Raw genomic sequence first — 16,059 nt, forward strand, 5'->3', positions numbered from 1 at the left:
TTTGCGGCGAGATGGATTGCTTCGCTTCGCTCGCAATGACGGACGATTGATCAGAACGACAGCGACGAGACGACCCGGACCTTCTGGCTCGGATCGAGTTTCTGCACACCGAGGGCGACCACCTTGGCGCCATCGTCGACGCCGCCGGAGATGACGACGTTGTTGCTTTCATAAGCCTTCACCTTGACCGGCTTCAGCGCGATGTCGCCCTTGTCGTCCACGATATAGAGCGAGGGATCGCCGCCCTGGCTGTACAGCGCCGACAGCGGCAGCTTGGCGACCCGTTCGGTCGCCTTGTCGGCCAGGGTCAGGGTTGCGGTCATGCCGAGCGAGACGGTCTCGTCGGCGTCCGGCAGCGAGAATTTCGCGAGATAGGTGCGGGTGGCGGGATCGGCCTGCGGCGCGACCTCGCGCAGCTTGGCGGCATAGGTCTTCTTGGCATCCGACCACAGCGTCACCGTGGCGACGCCCGACCTGGCACGAGCGAGAAGCGTCTCGGGGATCGCGACGACAGCTTCCTTCTCGCCAAGTCGGGCGACACGGATCGAGGCCTGGCCCGCGGCAACCACCTGGCCGGGCTCGATCATGGTCGCGGTGACGACACCCCTCGTGTCGGCCACCAGCGTTGCATAAGAGAGAGAATTCTTGGTCAGCTCGACCGAGCGCTCGGCGCGGTTCAGCCGCGCCCGCGCTTCGTCGCCGGCGGCCTTGGCGGAATCGAGCGCCGCATCGGTGGCCCAGCCCTTGGCCTTCAGGTCCTTGGCGCGCTGCTCGGCGGCCGCGGCCTGCGCCAGCACGCCGGTGGCGGCGCGGAATTCCGCCTCCGCCTGCTCGGCCTGCAGCTTCAAATCGACCTCATCGAGGGTTGCCAAGGGCTGGTCGACATCGACTGTCTGTCCGACCTCGACCAGCCGCTTGGCCACCTTGCCGGCGACCCGAAAGCCCATATCGGCTTCGATACGGGGCTTGATGGTGCCGACAAAGCTGCGCTCAGGCGTTTCGGCCTCGTAATGGACGGTCGCCACCAGAACGGGGCGCCCCGGATCGGCGTTTTCGGCCGCCTTTTCATTGCAGCCGGTCAGCGCGAACACCGCGAAAGCCAGCGTTGCTCCGGTCAAGAGCCTGTAATAGCTCGACAAAACGGAACGAACGAACATCTGAAATCTCCATCAGGCTGACGACTGATGAAGAGTATCGATTTATCACTGATGAATGTCAATATTCGTCAGTAGTAACCAATTCGTGAGGACGGGCCGGAATCGGCCTCTTTCGCCCCGATACGTCGACTCTGGCCGCGGCCGTTTACGGTCACGGAAGCAGCGGCATGCGAGGTTGCCGCCATGTCATGGATATTGGCCCTTGGTTACGCATGCTTCCTGATCTGGTCCGTCGGCCGGGCACGCGAACGCGCGGCTGAGCACGCCACGACGGGAATGCTGCGCTCGCCGCTCTATTGGTCGGGTGCCGGGCTCATCGGCGTTCTGGTCGCGCTCACGCTCTCCGAGCGCTACGCCCTGGCGCAGGGCGGCATCCTGATGTGGACGTGGCTTGCAGCGCTCGGCGTCACGCTGGTTGTGATCTTCTTCGTGCGCCGTGCGCTGAAGTGGCGATACCCGGTCTAGCAGCCAGGAAATGTAGGATGGGTGGAGCGCAGCGAAACCCATCCTACCGCCACGGACAATGAACGATGGGTTTCGCTTCGCTCTACCCATCCTACGCAGCCGTTACCCTACTTCGCGCCCGCGAACTCGGTCTTGGTCTCGTGGCTGCCGAGGAAAACCAGCAGGCCGGCCGCGAGCGGCAGCAGCGACAGCACCAGGAGGCCGGTCGACGTGCTGCCGGTCGTCTCCTTCACCCAGCCGATCAGATAGGGCCCGCCGAAACCGGCGAGGTTGCCGATCGAGTTGATCAGCGCGATCGCGCCGGCGGCGGCGGTGCCTGACAGCCAGGCGGTCGGCAGCGTCCAGAACACCGCGAAGGTGCAGAACACGCCGATCGCGGCGACCGTCAGCACCACCATGGTCATGGTCGGATCGGTGATGTAGCTGGAGACGGCGAGCGCCAGCGCCGTGAGCAACAGCGGCGCGCCGACATGAAACACGCGCTCCCGCGCGGCGTCGGAACGGCGCGCCCACAGGATCATCGCGACGGTGCCGAACGCATAGGGAATCGCGGTGACGAATCCGGTCTGCGCGTTGCTGAGGCCGAACGCCTTGACGATCTGCGGCAGCCAGAACTGCATGCCGTAGAGCGAGGCGACGAAGCCGAAATAGATTGCGCTCAGCGCCAGCACTTTCGGCGAGGACAGCGCCTGGCCGAGCGTGAAGTGCTGCGCCGCCTGCTTGGCCGCGACCTCGGCATCGAGCTTCGCCTTCAGCCAGGCCTTCTGCTCGGCCGAGAGCCAATCGGCCTTCTCCGGCCGGTCGGTGAGATAGAACCAGGTGACGATGCCGAGCAGCACCGAGGGGATGCCCTCGATGACGAACAGCCACTGCCAGCCCTTCAGCCCCATCACGCCGTCGAGCCCGAGCAACAGGCCGGAGATCGGGGCGCCGATCACGGTCGAAATCGGCACCGCGAGCGCGAAGGCGGCGAGGAAGCGCGCGCGATACTCGGCCGGGTACCAGTAAGTGAGATAGAGGATGATGCCGGGGAAGAAGCCGGCCTCGGCGAGGCCGAGGAAGAAGCGCAACGCGTAGAAGCTGTGCTCGTCATAGACCGCCGCCATCAACGCCGAGAGGATGCCCCAGCTCACCATGATGCGGGCGATCCACTTGCTGGCGCCGAATCGCTCCAGCGCCAGATTGCTCGGCACCTCGAAAATGAAATAGCCGATGAAGAAGATGCCGGCGCCGAACGAGAACACCACCGGCGAGAACTTCAGCTCGCTGTTCATGGTCAGCGCGGCGAAGCCGAGATTGACGCGGTCGAGATAGGAGAAGAAGTAGGCTAGGATCAGGAACGGAATCAGCCGCCATGAGATCGCGCGGATGGTGGACGTCTCGATCTCGCTGCGGGCGCCGCGATCGGGCGCGGCGGTTGCGGTCTGGCTCATCTGTTTCCCCCAAAGCTATTGCTTGCCTTGAGGATTATTGGGTGGCCCCGCATTGAGCAATGGCAAAAACTCGTAGCACACAGGCCAGACGGGAACTTGGGCGTTTTCCACGGCGTCATTGCGAGCGCAGCGAAGCAATCCATAGTGCCGCAAATGGTGAGGTGGATTGCTTCGCTGCGCTCGCAATGACGGCGAGCCAACCCTACTCCGCGAGCTGGAAACGCTCGAAGCGGTCGAGCTCCTCCTCGATGCGGCGCTTCAGCTCCTTGCGCGCCGCCTGCTTCTTGCCGTTGCCGACCCAGCTCCATTTCTGCATCAGCAGCTTCCGGTTCTGCCGGTCGGTCTTCAGGTCGAGGGCGGCGACGATATCGTCGCCGACCAAGACCGGCAGCGCGAAATAGCCGAACAGGCGCTTCTCCTTCGGCACGTAGGCCTCGAAGCGGTGGCCGTAGCCGAAGAACAGCTCGGTGCGCTTGCGCTGGATGATCAGTGGATCGAACGGCGAGAGGATGTGAACCAAGGCGGAATCACCCTCGCCGGTCTCCTCCAGCACTTCGGGCCGCGCCCAATGTTCCTGCTTGCCGGCGCCATCGAGCGCAATCCGCACCAGCTCCTTGCGGCGCACCCTGGCCTCGATCAGGCTGCGCACCGCCTTCTTGCTCGGCGCGTCCAGATGGCAGATCGAGTCCAGGCTGACGATGCCCTGTGAGCGCAACGCGCGGTCGAGCAGATAGGCGATCCGCGCCGAGGCCGGTGCGGGCTTCGGCGGCTTGTCCCAGCCGAAATGCCTGGCCATCAGCTCGTAGGTCTTCAGCATGCCGGCGCGCTCGCTGATCGTGACCACGCCGCCATAGAAGGCGAGTTGCAGTGCGCGCTTGGAGGGTTTCCGGCTCTGCCAGAGATGCTCCTTCTCGGTCAGCACATCGTCTTCGATGTCGCGGATGGTCAGCGGACCGGCACGCAGCAGCCGCAGCACCTTGCGGGTATCCGACGGCGTCACCGACGCGAACCATTTATGGCCCTCGCGCTTGTGTGCCTTCATCGCCGGCAGGAAGATGTTGATGTCCTTGGACGGCACGTAGGACAGCGCGTGCGTCCAGTATTCGAACACGCTCTTGTCCTGGCTCTGCGCCTGCTTGAGGTCGGCGCGGCGGTAGTCCGGAATCCGGGTGAACAGGATGTGGTGGTGGCAGCGCTCGATCACGTTGATGGTGTCGATCTGCACATAGCCGAGATGATCGACGGCGGCCGCCACGGCTGACGCCCCCTCCCCGAACGGCGCCGTCGTATCGAGCCGTTGCGCGCGCAGCCAGATATGGCGGGCGGCGGCATTGTTCAGGGATAAGGGTTCGGCGGCGCGGGGCATTGCCCAGGCAATGTAGCGAGATTCGCGGAGCTGTGGAGAGCCACGCGGCGCAAATCAGCCGCGCATGATCATCGGCGCCTGGGCGTGTGGGGCGGACCGGCTACTGCGATCCAACGGCCCGCCGCAACCAGGGAACGTCCGCCATCGCCGCCGCGAGCGCGGCGTTTTCCTCATGGAAAACCCGGGACGAATGACCGCCAATGGGAAACCAGCCGCGGCCATCCTCCACGTCCCGCCGATATTCCTCGAAGCCAATGGTCCCTTCCGGGCGAACGAAGATATCGACACAGCGCGAAGCACCTTCGTCATTGATCGAGCGGAGGACGCGATTGACGTGGGCCAAGATGCTCTCCTCTCCGTCGCCGGCCCCTGCACGGCACGGGCCCCGGGACACTCATCCGTGATCTAGATCACATTCCCGGCTTTGAACCAGTCCTAGGTTCGCAGCATCAAAACGACAACAGCCGGATTGGCTGACCTGACATTTAAGGACGAAAACCATGACCCGCTCTCGTTCCCTGTCTCTTTTGACGATCGGCGCTGCGCTGTCGATGACGGCGGGCGTCGCACTGGCCGGCAGCGACGCCGTTCCGGCCGCCCAGATCCTCAATGCGCTGAAGCCGAAGTCGGCCACCCGCGGTCTCTCCGCCGGCACGCAGGTCGACCCGGCCGCTTCGGCGAAGGAGGCGAGCTTCCTCAACACCGTTCGCAACCGGCAGACCCGCTCGCTGTCATTGGGCGAACGCCAGGAGATCGCCGACATCGCCGCCAACAAGCCGAAGATCGATCTGGAGATTCACTTCGACTACAACTCGGCTGAGATCGCCAAGGGCTCGACCCAGGCGGTGCAGGAGCTCGGCAAGGCGCTGTCGGACGCCAGCATGAAAGGCACGACCTTCGTCGTCGCCGGCCACACCGACGCGATCGGCAGCGAGGCCTATAACCAGGATCTCTCGGAGCGCCGCGCCGACACCATCAAGACCTATCTGGTCGAGCATTACGGCCTGAACGGCTCTGATCTCGTGACCGTCGGCTACGGCAAGACCCGGCCGAAGGATCCGAGCGCGCCGATGGACCCGACCAACCGCCGCGTGCAGGTTGTCAACATGGATACCAAGACGGCGTCGCAGTAATCTCCCCAACTTCCGATCTGCCTGCCAGCCCCGGCAGGCGGATCGCTTGTTTCAGAGAGATTCAAATCCAGCTCTGGAACAGCATCAGCCGGTTGAAGGTCGCCATCGACGTCCCGATGGCGGCAACCGTGATCGGCAGCATCGCGATGAAGCCTGCGCATCCGACGGCCACGAAGGCCCACAACAGCCAGCGCGGCGCCCCTTTTCGCGTCAATGCGTAGACCAGCACGAAGCTCGCGGTAATCGCTGCCGGCAGGTAGTAATAGATGAAACCGAGCGTGCGCGGCAGCAGCGCCCAGGCGAGATAGGGGCCGAGATAGAACGCCAGCACGAGAAACGCATCGCGGCTGCGGGTCACGATCCAGTCGCGCAGCGCGACGATCAGCGCGATCAACGCCGGCCACAATATCAGCGGGTTGCCGAGAAACACGATCGCGGCGAACCTGTCATCGCCGGCCTTCTCGAACAGATACCAGACCGGACGCACCAGGAACGGCCAGGACGGCCATGAGCTCATATAGGTGTGGCCCGCGATCGCGGTCGTGGTGTTGTCGGCAAAGATACGGCGTTGTGCCTCGACGAGGTCGGTGAACGAGAAGCCGTAGACCGGCACGAAGCTCGCGAGATAGACGGCCGACGGGATCAGCACGAAACAGGCGATGAAGTGGGGAAGACGGAAATCCGGCCACAGGTCCGGCCGGTACCAGTCCTCCGCATTGGCCTCAGCGAAGCGCGTGCGCCAGCCTTGCATCAGGCGGATCACCGCCACGATCGCGATGCAGGTCGCGAGCACGAACAACCCGCTCCATTTGCAGGCACAGGCAAGCCCAGCGAATGCGCCCGTCAGCACGAAGGCAGCCTGCGGGCGCTTCTGCCTGAAGCCGTGGATGAAGGCCGCGATCGCGAACAGACAGAAGGCGAGCGCGAAAATATCCAGCATCGCGATCCGCGACTGCACGAACAGCATCTGGTTGAAGAAGGCGAGCAGGACTGCCGCGATGGCCCGCTCCTGCGATGCGAACAGCACGAGGGCGCCGAGATAGACGGCGACCAGCGCGAGCGCACCGAACAGCGCCGCGGGATAGCGCCATCCGAGCGGCACGTCGCCGAATGCCTCGATCGACAGCGCGATGATCTCCTTGGCCAGCGGCGGATGCATCGGGTTGAGGATCGGGCCCTCGATCACCGGCAACAGCATTTGGCGCGCCGCCGGCACGTAATGCACCTCATCGAAATAGAGCTTGTCCGGCGTGGTGATCCCGAGCAGCAGCACGACATGGGCGACGACGAAGATGATGGCCGCGACGATCGCCGTGCGCGCGACCGGACGCCGCAGAACAGAAGGAGATTCGGATGCGATGATCAAAGGGCGAGCACGCTGCGAGGGGAACCAGTGTGAGCGAAGTGTGAGCTACGACGACCGCGAGTGTGATGTATGTGACGAGTGTGATCAAATCTCACGTTGATGTCCGCAGCCGCGAGCATTTTCGAATCCATCGACACTCACCATTCGGCGCAACTCAACACGGCTTGTGACAATTATACAATATCAGCTGCGTCGGCGATCCGGTACGATGAGAGGGTTAAGTCGATTGGTATTGCAATGAATTCGCGCCACAGCTTTTTCTCCCTCCTTGCACTCGGTCTTGCGGTCGCACTGACGGCTCATCCCGTTCAGGCGCAAACCCGCGTCGGCGAAGCGGCCATGGTGAAGAACGAGGTCGTCCGCGTCGCGGCCGCGACCACGCCGATCAATGTCGGCGACGCGCTGCTGCGCGACGAGACGGTGCGCACCGGCCTCGAGAGCGCCGCGCGGCTGGTGATGGCCGACAGCACCAACCTGTCGCTTGGACCGAACGCCTCGCTCAAGCTCGATCGCACCGTGTTCGACGACGAGCATCGCTATCGCGATGTTGCGATCCGCCTGACGTCGGGAGCGTTTCGCTTCGTCACCGGCCACTCCAACAAGGCCGCCTACACGATCACGACGCCGCTCGCGACGATCGGCGTTCGCGGCACGGTGCTCGACATCCTGTCGCAGCGCGGCAAGACCACCGTGGTGTTGCAGGAAGGCGCATCGACGGTGTGTACGTCGAACCGGCAATGCATCGACCTGACGCAGCCCGGCGACACCGCGATCATCACCTCGAGCGGCGGCCGCACCACGATCCAGAAGACCAACAATCCGCCATGGACCTTCGCCGCGACCTGCACCCAGGCCGCGGGCCTCTGCACCGTCACCCAGTTCGCGGATGCCTCGCCGGTGACGCCGCCGGTCGACGACCCGACCGGCATGCTGTGCGGACGGTGAGCATGCTACGGCGCATCCATCATTTGATCCTGTCGGCGGCGCTGACAATGACGCTGTCGCTCGCGATGCTCCATGCGCTGGCTGCGCCGGCCGAGGCGCAGTCTCCGACGCCGAACTGCACCTCGAATCCCGATTCGTTTTCGTCGAACTGTACATCGACCCCGACGCCGACACCGACTGCCACACCATCGCCAACGCCTACGCCTGTGCCCACGCCGACACCCACGCCCAGCCCGTCGCCGACACCGATCACCGGCGCGCCGTCAAGCGGCAGTTCGATCAACAACCTCGCCGACCAGCGCTTCAACCAGATGATCACCAACCGCGTGCTCGGATCGGTGCTGCTCGGCGTCAACGAGCAGGTCAATTGCGACGACTGCATCAGCGCCTTCGGCTCCGCCGGCTCGTTCTCGGCCGGCATCCATGGCCGCAAGACCATTACGCCGAACTTGTCGCTGCTCGCCGGCATCGCCTACACGCAGTATGGCGAGGGCGGCTACAACGTCACCAGCGCGCCGATCGGCGCGTTCGCGCTGCGCTACGACTTCGTCGACTGGGGCTCGTCGCGGCCGTTCTTCGATATTGGCACCATCCTCTCGCCGTCGGAGAAGGTGCGCTACACCCGCAGCTACGCGACCAGTCTCGGCCCGGTGTCGGTCACCGGCGAGACCTCGAGCGAGAATTACGGCGTCTATGGGCGCGCGGGCTGGATCAACCGGCTGTCGGCGCGCGACGAGGTCGCGGCTTCGGTCGAGGTCTGGCAGCTCTGGCAGCGCGTCAAGGGCTATAGCGATCCTGCAATTGCCTTCAATCCGTTCGATGCGACCATCGCCGACGGCACCGATCGCACCAGCCTGGTCAAGATCGGCGGCCAGTGGACGCATCTGTTCGGATCGAACATCGAAACCAACATCAATGGCGGCTGGGTGCAATCCTTCGCCACCCATTCCGGCATCGTCGCCACCGTCACCGGCGATGGCACCATCGTGCCGACCATCGGCAACCAGGGCTGGTTCGAATATGGCGGCCGCGTCGGCTTCCGCATCACCAAGGGCTGGATCGCCGACCTCTTCCTCAACGGCACCGCCGGACCGCAGCCGGTCGGCAACACGCTTCACGGCGGCGTCGGGCTGCGGATCAGTTATTAGGACCGGGGCCGCTCGTTCGGACCCGCACGGTCGAGCGACCGGATCAGCGACGACGCTGATCCCCATTCAATCGTGGTCCCAATAGCCGTCCGAGTAGCCTTCCCGGTACCCGGATCGATAGCCGTAATCATATCCGCCCGGATATTCGTCGCCGTATTCGTACACGTGACGATAGTGGACGACAGGGGCCGGCGAATAATAGTGCCTCTCGTAGACATAGGCTGGAGCCGCACTGGCAGCCATGGTGGAGCCCAACAGCGTGCCGACGGCCAAGCCGCCGACGATGCCCAAAGCCACCGCATCTCCCCGCCGGCCACCTGCCGTGGCTTCCGTCGACGCAAGACATCCCGCAGCGATCACCGCCATGGTGGCAAAAACAGCTACTCGTTTCATTGAAGCGTATCCTTGTTCGCGTTCAACGACCGCGCCTTGGCAGCGATCGACAGAGGCCCTCTAGAACGTAACGAGCTCCTTGAGCTCGCTCCTGACGAATCGCGGCACAACCCGTCGGGCCACGAAATCATTCCAATCCTTGAACTTTGACTTTGCTCTCGCCTCCGTGATCGCAGTGACGCCGCGCACGCTGAGATGCGGAAGCTTCACCAGCTCGCTGACAGGAGCGGTGTTGAGGTTGATCTTGTCGGCGCGACTGATCGATGGCCGTGTTGCGGTTGCCGGGTGAGTTGAACCGGTCGTTGATGGAGATGTCTGCGCGACCGCGGTGGCACCGATGACTCCGCAAACGCCGAGGCTGATGCAAACCAACCTGATAAGCATGGACCGCTATCCTTCGTGATACGACGCCCTTGACCCCGCCGCCGATAAAGCGGGAGCCGATTACCGCAAGATTACGGGTGCGATCATCACGGCGGCATTCCGGGAACAAGCCTGATCAACGCAGCACGACGAAGAGCCTTATGGCTCGCTGATCCACGAGCATGTTGGCTCCTGGATCGTTCGTCTGCGGCGCATTTCCCGGCGGCTGATTTTCCGGCAGCGCGACATCCGGCTCCGCGCGTGGCGGCGGATCTGCTTGCGGAGAGACATGTCCTCCGCCCTGACCGGCATCATTGACGAGGCTTGACGGTGCATCGTCCGGCTCACGAAGCGGTGCCACCAGGAATGCAACGAGGTTTCGCTTGATGCCTGGAATTCCGAACAGGCTCGATTGAACGGAAAACTCGCGTTTGACATGGCTTCCGGCGTGAGCTGCCATTCGCCCGGTCCATTCAAGGCAATCGTCCTGATCATCGAAACAGAGCGCCGCCCAGCCGCGCTCCGGCGTCACCTCGCGAGGCAATGCCAATGAATATTGGTAGGCGAAAGGGTCGCCATAATGCGGGTGATCGGCGCTGTAGAAGGCCACCGCAACCCCAAGGCTATCGTTGCCGCCGACGATCGACAGCGGCGTGCCCATCTGCTCGTGCCACAGCCGGGTGAGTTTGTCTGCCGCCTGGTGATAGACGTTTCGCCCTTCCTCATAGCCGTAGCTGTTGCGGTAGAGCGCATGGGCTGGGGCCGCCATCACGGCGGCAACGATTGCTATTCCGGCAACCAGCAGCGCTGCATTGACCGTGTAGAACCGCTCGATCGGATAACGCGTGCTGCACACGACCGGCACCGCGAGCAGGAACAATCCCTGAAGCGCCCATAGCGACGGCAAGTCGGTGCCGAGCAAGATGGACGTGATGAAAGGAAGAGCGATCGTGCCGATCGCGACGTGGCCGATGAGCTTCAGGTTGGGGTCCGCCGCCGCGAGATCGCGCGGAAGCCGCTTGATTCGATACCCGGCGATCATCGCCCACATCACGGCGGACACACTCGTCGCCGCAGCAAGGCCCAACAGGAAATTGACGGCATCCGGCAGCGACGCAGGAAAACCGGCCCCCACATGCGTCGCGGCATAATGGATGGGCTCGGCGCCTGTCGTGGCCAGCCAGTGCAGATGCGGAGATAGCGCAATCAGCCCGACGGCAGTGGATATCCAGGGCGAACTGGACGTGAAATAGGCTCGTCGCGAGGGATGGATGATTGCCGACAACACGAAGCTGGCGATCAGGAAGATGGAGTAATACTTGCCCAGCATTGCAAGCGACGCCGTGATACCCGCAGCAATCGCCCAGAGCGGCGCCCTCGTTTCAAAGGCGCGCAGGAAGCAGTAGGTTGCAAGCGGCCAGACCGCGAGCAACACGGCGTTGGCGTTGAAGCGCTGCGCATGAAACTGGTATGCCGGGGTCAGCATCAGCAGCAGCAGCACGATCAGGCGCTTGTGCCCGGTCACGAACCTTCGTGCGATGAGATCGACGAACCACAAGGCCAACGCCGCGTTGGTCATCGCCATCAGCTGCAGCGACCAGTCGGTCAGTGGAAAGACCGAGGTCCACGCACCGGTCGTCCACCCCATCAACGGCGGATGCTTGGGATAACCCCATGCGAAATGCCTGCCGTACGTCCAGGTCTCCAGCACGTCCGGATGCAGGCCGGCGCCGTGATAGGCGACTGACAGATACACCGTCCAGATGCCGACGAAGCAGACGAGCAGCAGCGGCACCGACCACCCTGCCTCAACTCCCTCCAGCCATCGATTGAACGGACGGCGCCATGACGCCGGGCTGCGATCTGACCGCTTGGCCATCGCTGAGAACGCAAAATCGACCGGCATATCGTTCGGAAGCCTGGGGACGGAGATCGGAAAGGGCGATGCGAGCCACGCTGTCCGCCATGCTTTTCACAGCGACCATTACGACAGCCTGACGTCGGCCGTTCACGCCTCTGCCAACGTATTCTTGCGCGCGCCGACGCGCCGTCATTCGCCGGTCATGTTGATCGACGTCTCTGGCGGGGAAATCGCTGAGAGTGGATGCGCGTGCGAAAGCTCGCTCGCTGTCATGACGCTGATCGGCCTTGGAGCCCTGATGGGTGTGGTGCCCCTGATTGAGTCTTTCGGACGAGCCCCCGTCAGGTGTCGATCCGATCGCCGCGGCCATTCGAGAATGCCTCTAGAGGCACGAGGAAAAGGCCAATTGCATCAATGCATTCGTGTGGACACCGCGGTTTTCTTCCCGGCCGTAATCTTATTGTAATCCGTCCGTAATGATAGAAACAATGATACACACTTGGGAGAATGCGGTGCGAGTTCTGGTCGTGGAGGATGACCCTCAGCTTGGGCCATGGCTGCGGGATACCTTGGCTACGGCCTTCGGCGCATCCGACATGGTCACGACATTTGAGGAGGGTCGCGCCGCAGTTGCCGTGCGAAGCTTTGAACTCGTGGTGATCGACCGTGGACTGCCGGATGGCGACGGCCTGGCGTTGCTGCGCGACCTGAAGCAGCAGAAGCCCAGCCCCGCGACGATCGTGCTGACGGCGCTTGATGACCCCCTTGATATCGCGCGCGCCCTCGACGACGGGGCGGACGACTACGTGGCCAAGCCATTCGAACCGATTGAGCTGATCGCGCGAGCCAAGGCGGTGCTGCGCCGTCTGTTTCTGGATCGAGGGGCGATCGTTCGCATCGGCAATCTGAGCTACGACGTCCTCAATCGCGAGGTCTGCGTCGATCACGCACCCATTGTTGTTCCGCGGCGTGAACTGGCGATTCTGGAAGCGATGGTCCGGCGCATCGGGCGCGTCGTGCTGCGCGAGACCCTTGAAGTTGCCGCTTACAGCTTTGATGACGAGATTCAATCAAACGCGATCGAGGCCCACGTTTCGCGGCTGCGCCGGCGCCTCCGCGCGGCCAACTGCAAGGTCGTCATCAAACCGGTCCGTGGCCTCGGATATCTCTTGAGTGGCGAATGATGATTTTGAAATGGCAAAGGCTCAAGCGCGTCCATCGCTCGATCGCGGTGCTGTCCGCGACGCTGATCGGCGCCGTGACGACCATCATGCTGCTCTGCGCGGCAGCCTTGCTGATCCGATTTGGCGGCGACGATGACGGCACCTGGGCTGCCGCCGACGTCGCCGATGCATTGAAGGAAGCCGTCATCCGCAACGAGACCGGGCAACTGGCGCTCAAGCGAACCTCGAGGCTGGACGAGATCACCCGCAATTTCCCGACATTCTGGTATGTCGTGTCCGACAAGAGTGGAGAGGTCAGCTACGGCCCGATCCCGAAGTGGCGTCCACAAAAGACCCAGACATCGCGTGACGGGACGAGTTTCCTCGCCTATGCGTTCGACGGCGAAACCACCAATCTGAAGAAGATGTCGGCGGTCAGAAATACGCCCGTGGGTGAGGTGTGGATTGAAACCGGCGGTGTGGCCTATACGGCCGCGCAACTGACGACCGGAATGCTCACCGATGCGACGATTGTTGCGCTCCCGATCATCCTCGTCCTGGCGGCGACGGCGTTTACCGCGATGGTCTTCGTGCCGACGCTCATCGCGCGCCCCGTCCGGGCCGTCGCAGCGGCCGCCGAGATGATCGATGGGGTTTCGGATGGCCGCCGATTGCCGGAACAAGATGCGCCAGCCGAGCTGTTGCCTCTCGTCGCAGCTTTCAATCGCGCGCTATCGCGAATAGACGTCGCGTCGAAATCGCAACGAAATTTCCTGTCGAATGCGGCACACGAACTTCGCACGCCCCTGACCAATGCGCGCACCATACTCGAGCAGGTCGAGGATGCCCCGTTGCGCGCCAGGCTGATAGCCGAGAACCAGAAGCTGTCGTCGATCGTCACCATGCTGCTCCAACTGGCGCGCATCTCCGCGGAACCTGCCGAACTGATCGAGATGGATCTTGCGGCGCTGGCGCGCAGGGTTGCGGCCGAACACGTGCCGATGGCGTTGAAGAACGGAAGCGATGTCGAGTTCACCGAACCCCGTCACCCGATCTGGGTACGTGGCTCAGAAACCGCGATCGCCGTCGCGCTCTCGAACCTGATCCGAAATGCCGTGACGCATGGCAGCGCAGGTGGCTCCGTCCTCATCGAGGTCGGAGCACCGGCGCGGTTGAGCGTTATTGACTACGGGTCGGGACTCCAACTCGGTCAGCCCGAGCTGCTGCTGGAGCCCTTCAAGCGCGGCAACACCCGCACGGAAGGAACAGGGCTGGGGCTTTCGATCGTCTCCCAGGTGATGACCACCCACGGCGGCACCGTTTCCCTCTGCGAGACGCCTGGAGGCGGCACCACGGTCGAACTGAACTTTCCGGTCCCAGCCTGCCGGCAAGCCGACCTGCCTCAGGGGAGAAAAGCCGCCCAAGCCATAACCGAAGTCCGGCCGGACGGCATCTCCGCAGCCTGAGCGCCGTCTCAATCCGTCAGGCGGATTGCCAACTGTCGCTTATTGTCGGCTGCGAACGCCTGCATGGCGCGGCGGCTCACGCGGTGGCTGCAGACTGCGCCTTCATCGCGGCCTCGACATCCATCCACATCACTTCCCAGATGTGCCCATCGGGATCCTCGAAGCTGCGGCCGTACATGAAGCCGTAATCCTGCTGCGGCGACGGATCGGCGGTGCCGCCCGCGCCCTTCGCCCTCGTCACATAGCTGTCGACGGCCTCGCGGCTCTCGGCGGAGAGGCAGATCAGCACCTCGCTCGTGGTCCTGGCATCGGCGATTGCCTTCGGCGTGAACTGCCGCAACTTGTCGTGCGTCAGCAACATGACGTGGATGGTCTCGGAGATCACCATGCCCGAGGCGGTGTCGTCGGAGAATTGCGGATTTTTCGTCGCGCCGATCGCCTCGTAGAAGGCGGTGGCACGGGCGAGATTGCTGACCGGCAGGTTGACGAAGATCATTGTCGGCTTGGCCATGAAAGGCGCTCCTTTTTGCGGGTTGTGCCCCGAGGACGAACCGCATAGCCGGATCCCGACATCGCCGCGCAGATTTTTCTTGCGGCGTCCTGCCGCAGGCCGCCTCAGGTCACGATCGGCGTCGGCATGGTCAGAAATGCCCGCGTCACATGCCAGAACAGCTCACGATTGGTGGCCAACGCCACCGAATGGGCGGTGCCGGGCAGGATGATGAACTGCCGGTCGCCATTCGGCAGCTTGTTGAAGAACTCCTCGAGATCGGGGACCGCCGCGATCCCGTCATATTCGCCGCGGACCAGCAGCACCGGCGCCAGCACCTTCTCCGGATGCACCACCGGCAAATTGGCGGTCATGTCGAGATAGGTGCCGGTCGGGATCTGGTCGCCGAACTGCATCTCGACATCGGCCAGCGCTTCCATCACGGCGGGGTCCGACGTGCCCGGCCTGTCGCGGGTCGCGATCGAGCGGATCATGTCGCGGTCGCGTGTGCGCATGTTGTGGCTGCGGTAATAGGCAAGCTGCTCGGCGCGCTTTGCCAGTGTCGGCGAGCCCTCGCCCTTGTAGGTGAAGGCGGCGAACACCAGGCGATCGATGCGCTCGGGCGCGGCCATCGCGAAGGCGCCCGCCCGCAGCGCGCCGGAGGATTCGCCGATGAAGTGATACCGCCTCTCGCCGGTCTCGCGCGCGATCACCTCGACCGCGGCCTTCAGATCCTCGACGCCGCTCGCGATATCCGCATTGCCCGAGGTGCGGCCCGATCTGCCGTAGTTCTCGTGATCCATGGTCCAGCAATCGAAGCCGTAGCGCGCAAAGACGTTGAGCAGCGAATACTCGCCCTTGCCGGGCACCGTGAGGTCGAACACCCTCGACGTCACCGACGAGCCGTGGACGAAGAACACCACGGGCCGCGCCGGCTCGCCCGGTTTCGGCGCGCCGATCCGCTTGCGGAACATCCACAGCGGGATGTCACCCTTCTTCGCCCAGTATTCGTTGCTCCATATTTCTCCCTCGGCAGGAACCGCGGTCGCGGCCTGCGCCGGCGCTGCGCCGAACACGCCGGCTGCGGTTGCAACGCCGATGCCTTTGATGATGGTGCGCCGCGAATGGTCTGCTGGCATCATGGTTCGCTCCCTTCCGGATTTCTTCGTCCGATCCGGTGCGGTCGAGCATAGCAGCGCGCATGAGGCGGTTGTGCGAAGCCGGCTTCTCGCGGCCGCAGATGCACGATTTTGTGAACGCTGATACCGGCAATCAGCGCGGACGACGGACGGACTTGGTCCTAGTCTCCG

At 63.6% G+C, this 16,059-nt stretch carries 16 protein-coding genes; 7 read left to right on the top strand and 9 right to left on the bottom strand.

Annotation, left to right across the window (positions count from 1 at the left end; genetic code table 11):
- Nucleotides 1–50: 50 nt before the first annotated feature.
- Nucleotides 51–1,157, bottom strand: a complete 1,107-nt coding sequence (locus tag ACOIX3_RS34470; protein WP_420966522.1) for an efflux RND transporter periplasmic adaptor subunit — start codon at nt 1,155–1,157, stop codon at nt 51–53.
- Nucleotides 1,158–1,340: 183 nt separating this feature from the next.
- Between ACOIX3_RS34470 and ACOIX3_RS34475 the strand changes: the two genes are divergently transcribed.
- Entirely contained in the window at nt 1,341–1,622 is a 282-nt protein-coding gene (locus tag ACOIX3_RS34475; RefSeq protein WP_420966523.1) for a hypothetical protein, read from the top strand.
- 107 nt (nt 1,623–1,729) lie between these two features.
- Here ACOIX3_RS34475 and ACOIX3_RS34480 read toward each other — a convergent pair whose 3' ends face one another.
- From ACOIX3_RS34480 to ACOIX3_RS34490, 3 genes are all read right to left on the bottom strand, one after another.
- Nucleotides 1,730–3,055 (bottom strand): MFS transporter, encoded by a 1,326-nt coding sequence (locus ACOIX3_RS34480; RefSeq protein WP_420966524.1) that lies wholly within the window; start codon nt 3,053–3,055, stop codon nt 1,730–1,732.
- A 202-nt stretch (nt 3,056–3,257) separates the two neighbouring features.
- The gene (locus ACOIX3_RS34485) at nt 3,258–4,421 is read right to left on the bottom strand and encodes a winged helix-turn-helix domain-containing protein (protein WP_420966525.1); all 1,164 of its coding nucleotides are present in this window, start codon (nt 4,419–4,421) and stop codon (nt 3,258–3,260) included.
- A 100-nt stretch (nt 4,422–4,521) separates the two neighbouring features.
- Nucleotides 4,522–4,764, bottom strand: coding sequence for a hypothetical protein (locus ACOIX3_RS34490; protein WP_420966526.1), 243 nt, complete (start codon nt 4,762–4,764; stop codon nt 4,522–4,524).
- A 157-nt stretch (nt 4,765–4,921) separates the two neighbouring features.
- Here ACOIX3_RS34490 and ACOIX3_RS34495 point away from each other — a divergent pair, with 157 nt between their 5' ends.
- Nucleotides 4,922–5,554: an OmpA family protein gene (locus tag ACOIX3_RS34495; protein ID WP_420966527.1), complete on the top strand. Its 633-nt coding sequence runs from the start codon at nt 4,922–4,924 to the stop codon at nt 5,552–5,554.
- Between the two features lie 61 nt (nt 5,555–5,615).
- On the opposite strand, the gene ACOIX3_RS34500 is transcribed toward ACOIX3_RS34495, so the two are convergent.
- On the bottom strand, nt 5,616–6,920 hold the full coding sequence (locus tag ACOIX3_RS34500; protein WP_420966528.1) for a phospholipid carrier-dependent glycosyltransferase: 1,305 nt from the start codon (nt 6,918–6,920) through the stop codon (nt 5,616–5,618).
- 237 nt (nt 6,921–7,157) lie between these two features.
- On the opposite strand from ACOIX3_RS34500, the gene ACOIX3_RS34505 reads away from it, so the two are divergent.
- Nucleotides 7,158–7,865: a FecR family protein gene (locus tag ACOIX3_RS34505; protein WP_420966529.1), complete on the top strand. Its 708-nt coding sequence runs from the start codon at nt 7,158–7,160 to the stop codon at nt 7,863–7,865.
- 47 nt (nt 7,866–7,912) lie between these two features.
- Complete coding sequence (locus tag ACOIX3_RS34510) at nt 7,913–9,013, top strand: hypothetical protein (RefSeq protein WP_420971863.1); 1,101 nt, start codon at nt 7,913–7,915, stop codon at nt 9,011–9,013.
- Nucleotides 9,014–9,079: 66 nt separating this feature from the next.
- On the opposite strand, the gene ACOIX3_RS34515 is transcribed toward ACOIX3_RS34510, so the two are convergent.
- Both ACOIX3_RS34515 and ACOIX3_RS34520 read right to left on the bottom strand, forming a co-directional pair.
- Complete coding sequence (locus ACOIX3_RS34515) at nt 9,080–9,406, bottom strand: hypothetical protein (protein ID WP_342727077.1); 327 nt, start codon at nt 9,404–9,406, stop codon at nt 9,080–9,082.
- Nucleotides 9,407–9,905: 499 nt separating this feature from the next.
- The gene (locus tag ACOIX3_RS34520) at nt 9,906–11,675 is read right to left on the bottom strand and encodes a glycosyltransferase family 39 protein (RefSeq protein WP_420966530.1); all 1,770 of its coding nucleotides are present in this window, start codon (nt 11,673–11,675) and stop codon (nt 9,906–9,908) included.
- Here ACOIX3_RS34520 and ACOIX3_RS34525 point away from each other — a divergent pair.
- Genes ACOIX3_RS34525 through ACOIX3_RS34535 form a run of 3 tightly spaced genes read left to right on the top strand, consistent with a single transcriptional unit; the run spans nt 11,641 to nt 14,259 of the window.
- Complete coding sequence (locus tag ACOIX3_RS34525) at nt 11,641–12,096, top strand: hypothetical protein (RefSeq protein WP_420971979.1); 456 nt, start codon at nt 11,641–11,643, stop codon at nt 12,094–12,096. The two genes, ACOIX3_RS34520 and ACOIX3_RS34525, sit on opposite strands and share 35 nt — an antisense overlap.
- A gap of 46 nt (nt 12,097–12,142) precedes the next feature.
- Nucleotides 12,143–12,814, top strand: a complete 672-nt coding sequence (locus tag ACOIX3_RS34530; RefSeq protein WP_420966531.1) for a response regulator — start codon at nt 12,143–12,145, stop codon at nt 12,812–12,814.
- Entirely contained in the window at nt 12,814–14,259 is a 1,446-nt protein-coding gene (locus tag ACOIX3_RS34535) for a sensor histidine kinase (RefSeq protein ID WP_420971864.1), read from the top strand. Before ACOIX3_RS34530 ends, ACOIX3_RS34535 begins: the two co-directional genes overlap by 1 nt.
- 76 nt (nt 14,260–14,335) lie before the next feature.
- On the opposite strand, the gene ACOIX3_RS34540 is transcribed toward ACOIX3_RS34535, so the two are convergent.
- Nucleotides 14,336–14,770, bottom strand: a complete 435-nt coding sequence (locus ACOIX3_RS34540) for a VOC family protein (RefSeq protein ID WP_420966532.1) — start codon at nt 14,768–14,770, stop codon at nt 14,336–14,338.
- Between the two features lie 104 nt (nt 14,771–14,874).
- Nucleotides 14,875–15,891 carry an alpha/beta hydrolase gene (locus tag ACOIX3_RS34545; protein ID WP_420966533.1) on the bottom strand — a complete coding sequence of 339 codons (1,017 nt, stop codon included), beginning with the start codon at nt 15,889–15,891 and terminating at the stop codon, nt 14,875–14,877.
- Between the last annotated feature and the right edge of the window lie 168 nt (nt 15,892–16,059).

The sequence above is a fragment of the Bradyrhizobium sp. B120 genome, assembly GCF_049075665.1.
In the GTDB taxonomy this organism is placed as follows: Bacteria; Pseudomonadota; Alphaproteobacteria; order Rhizobiales; family Xanthobacteraceae; genus Bradyrhizobium.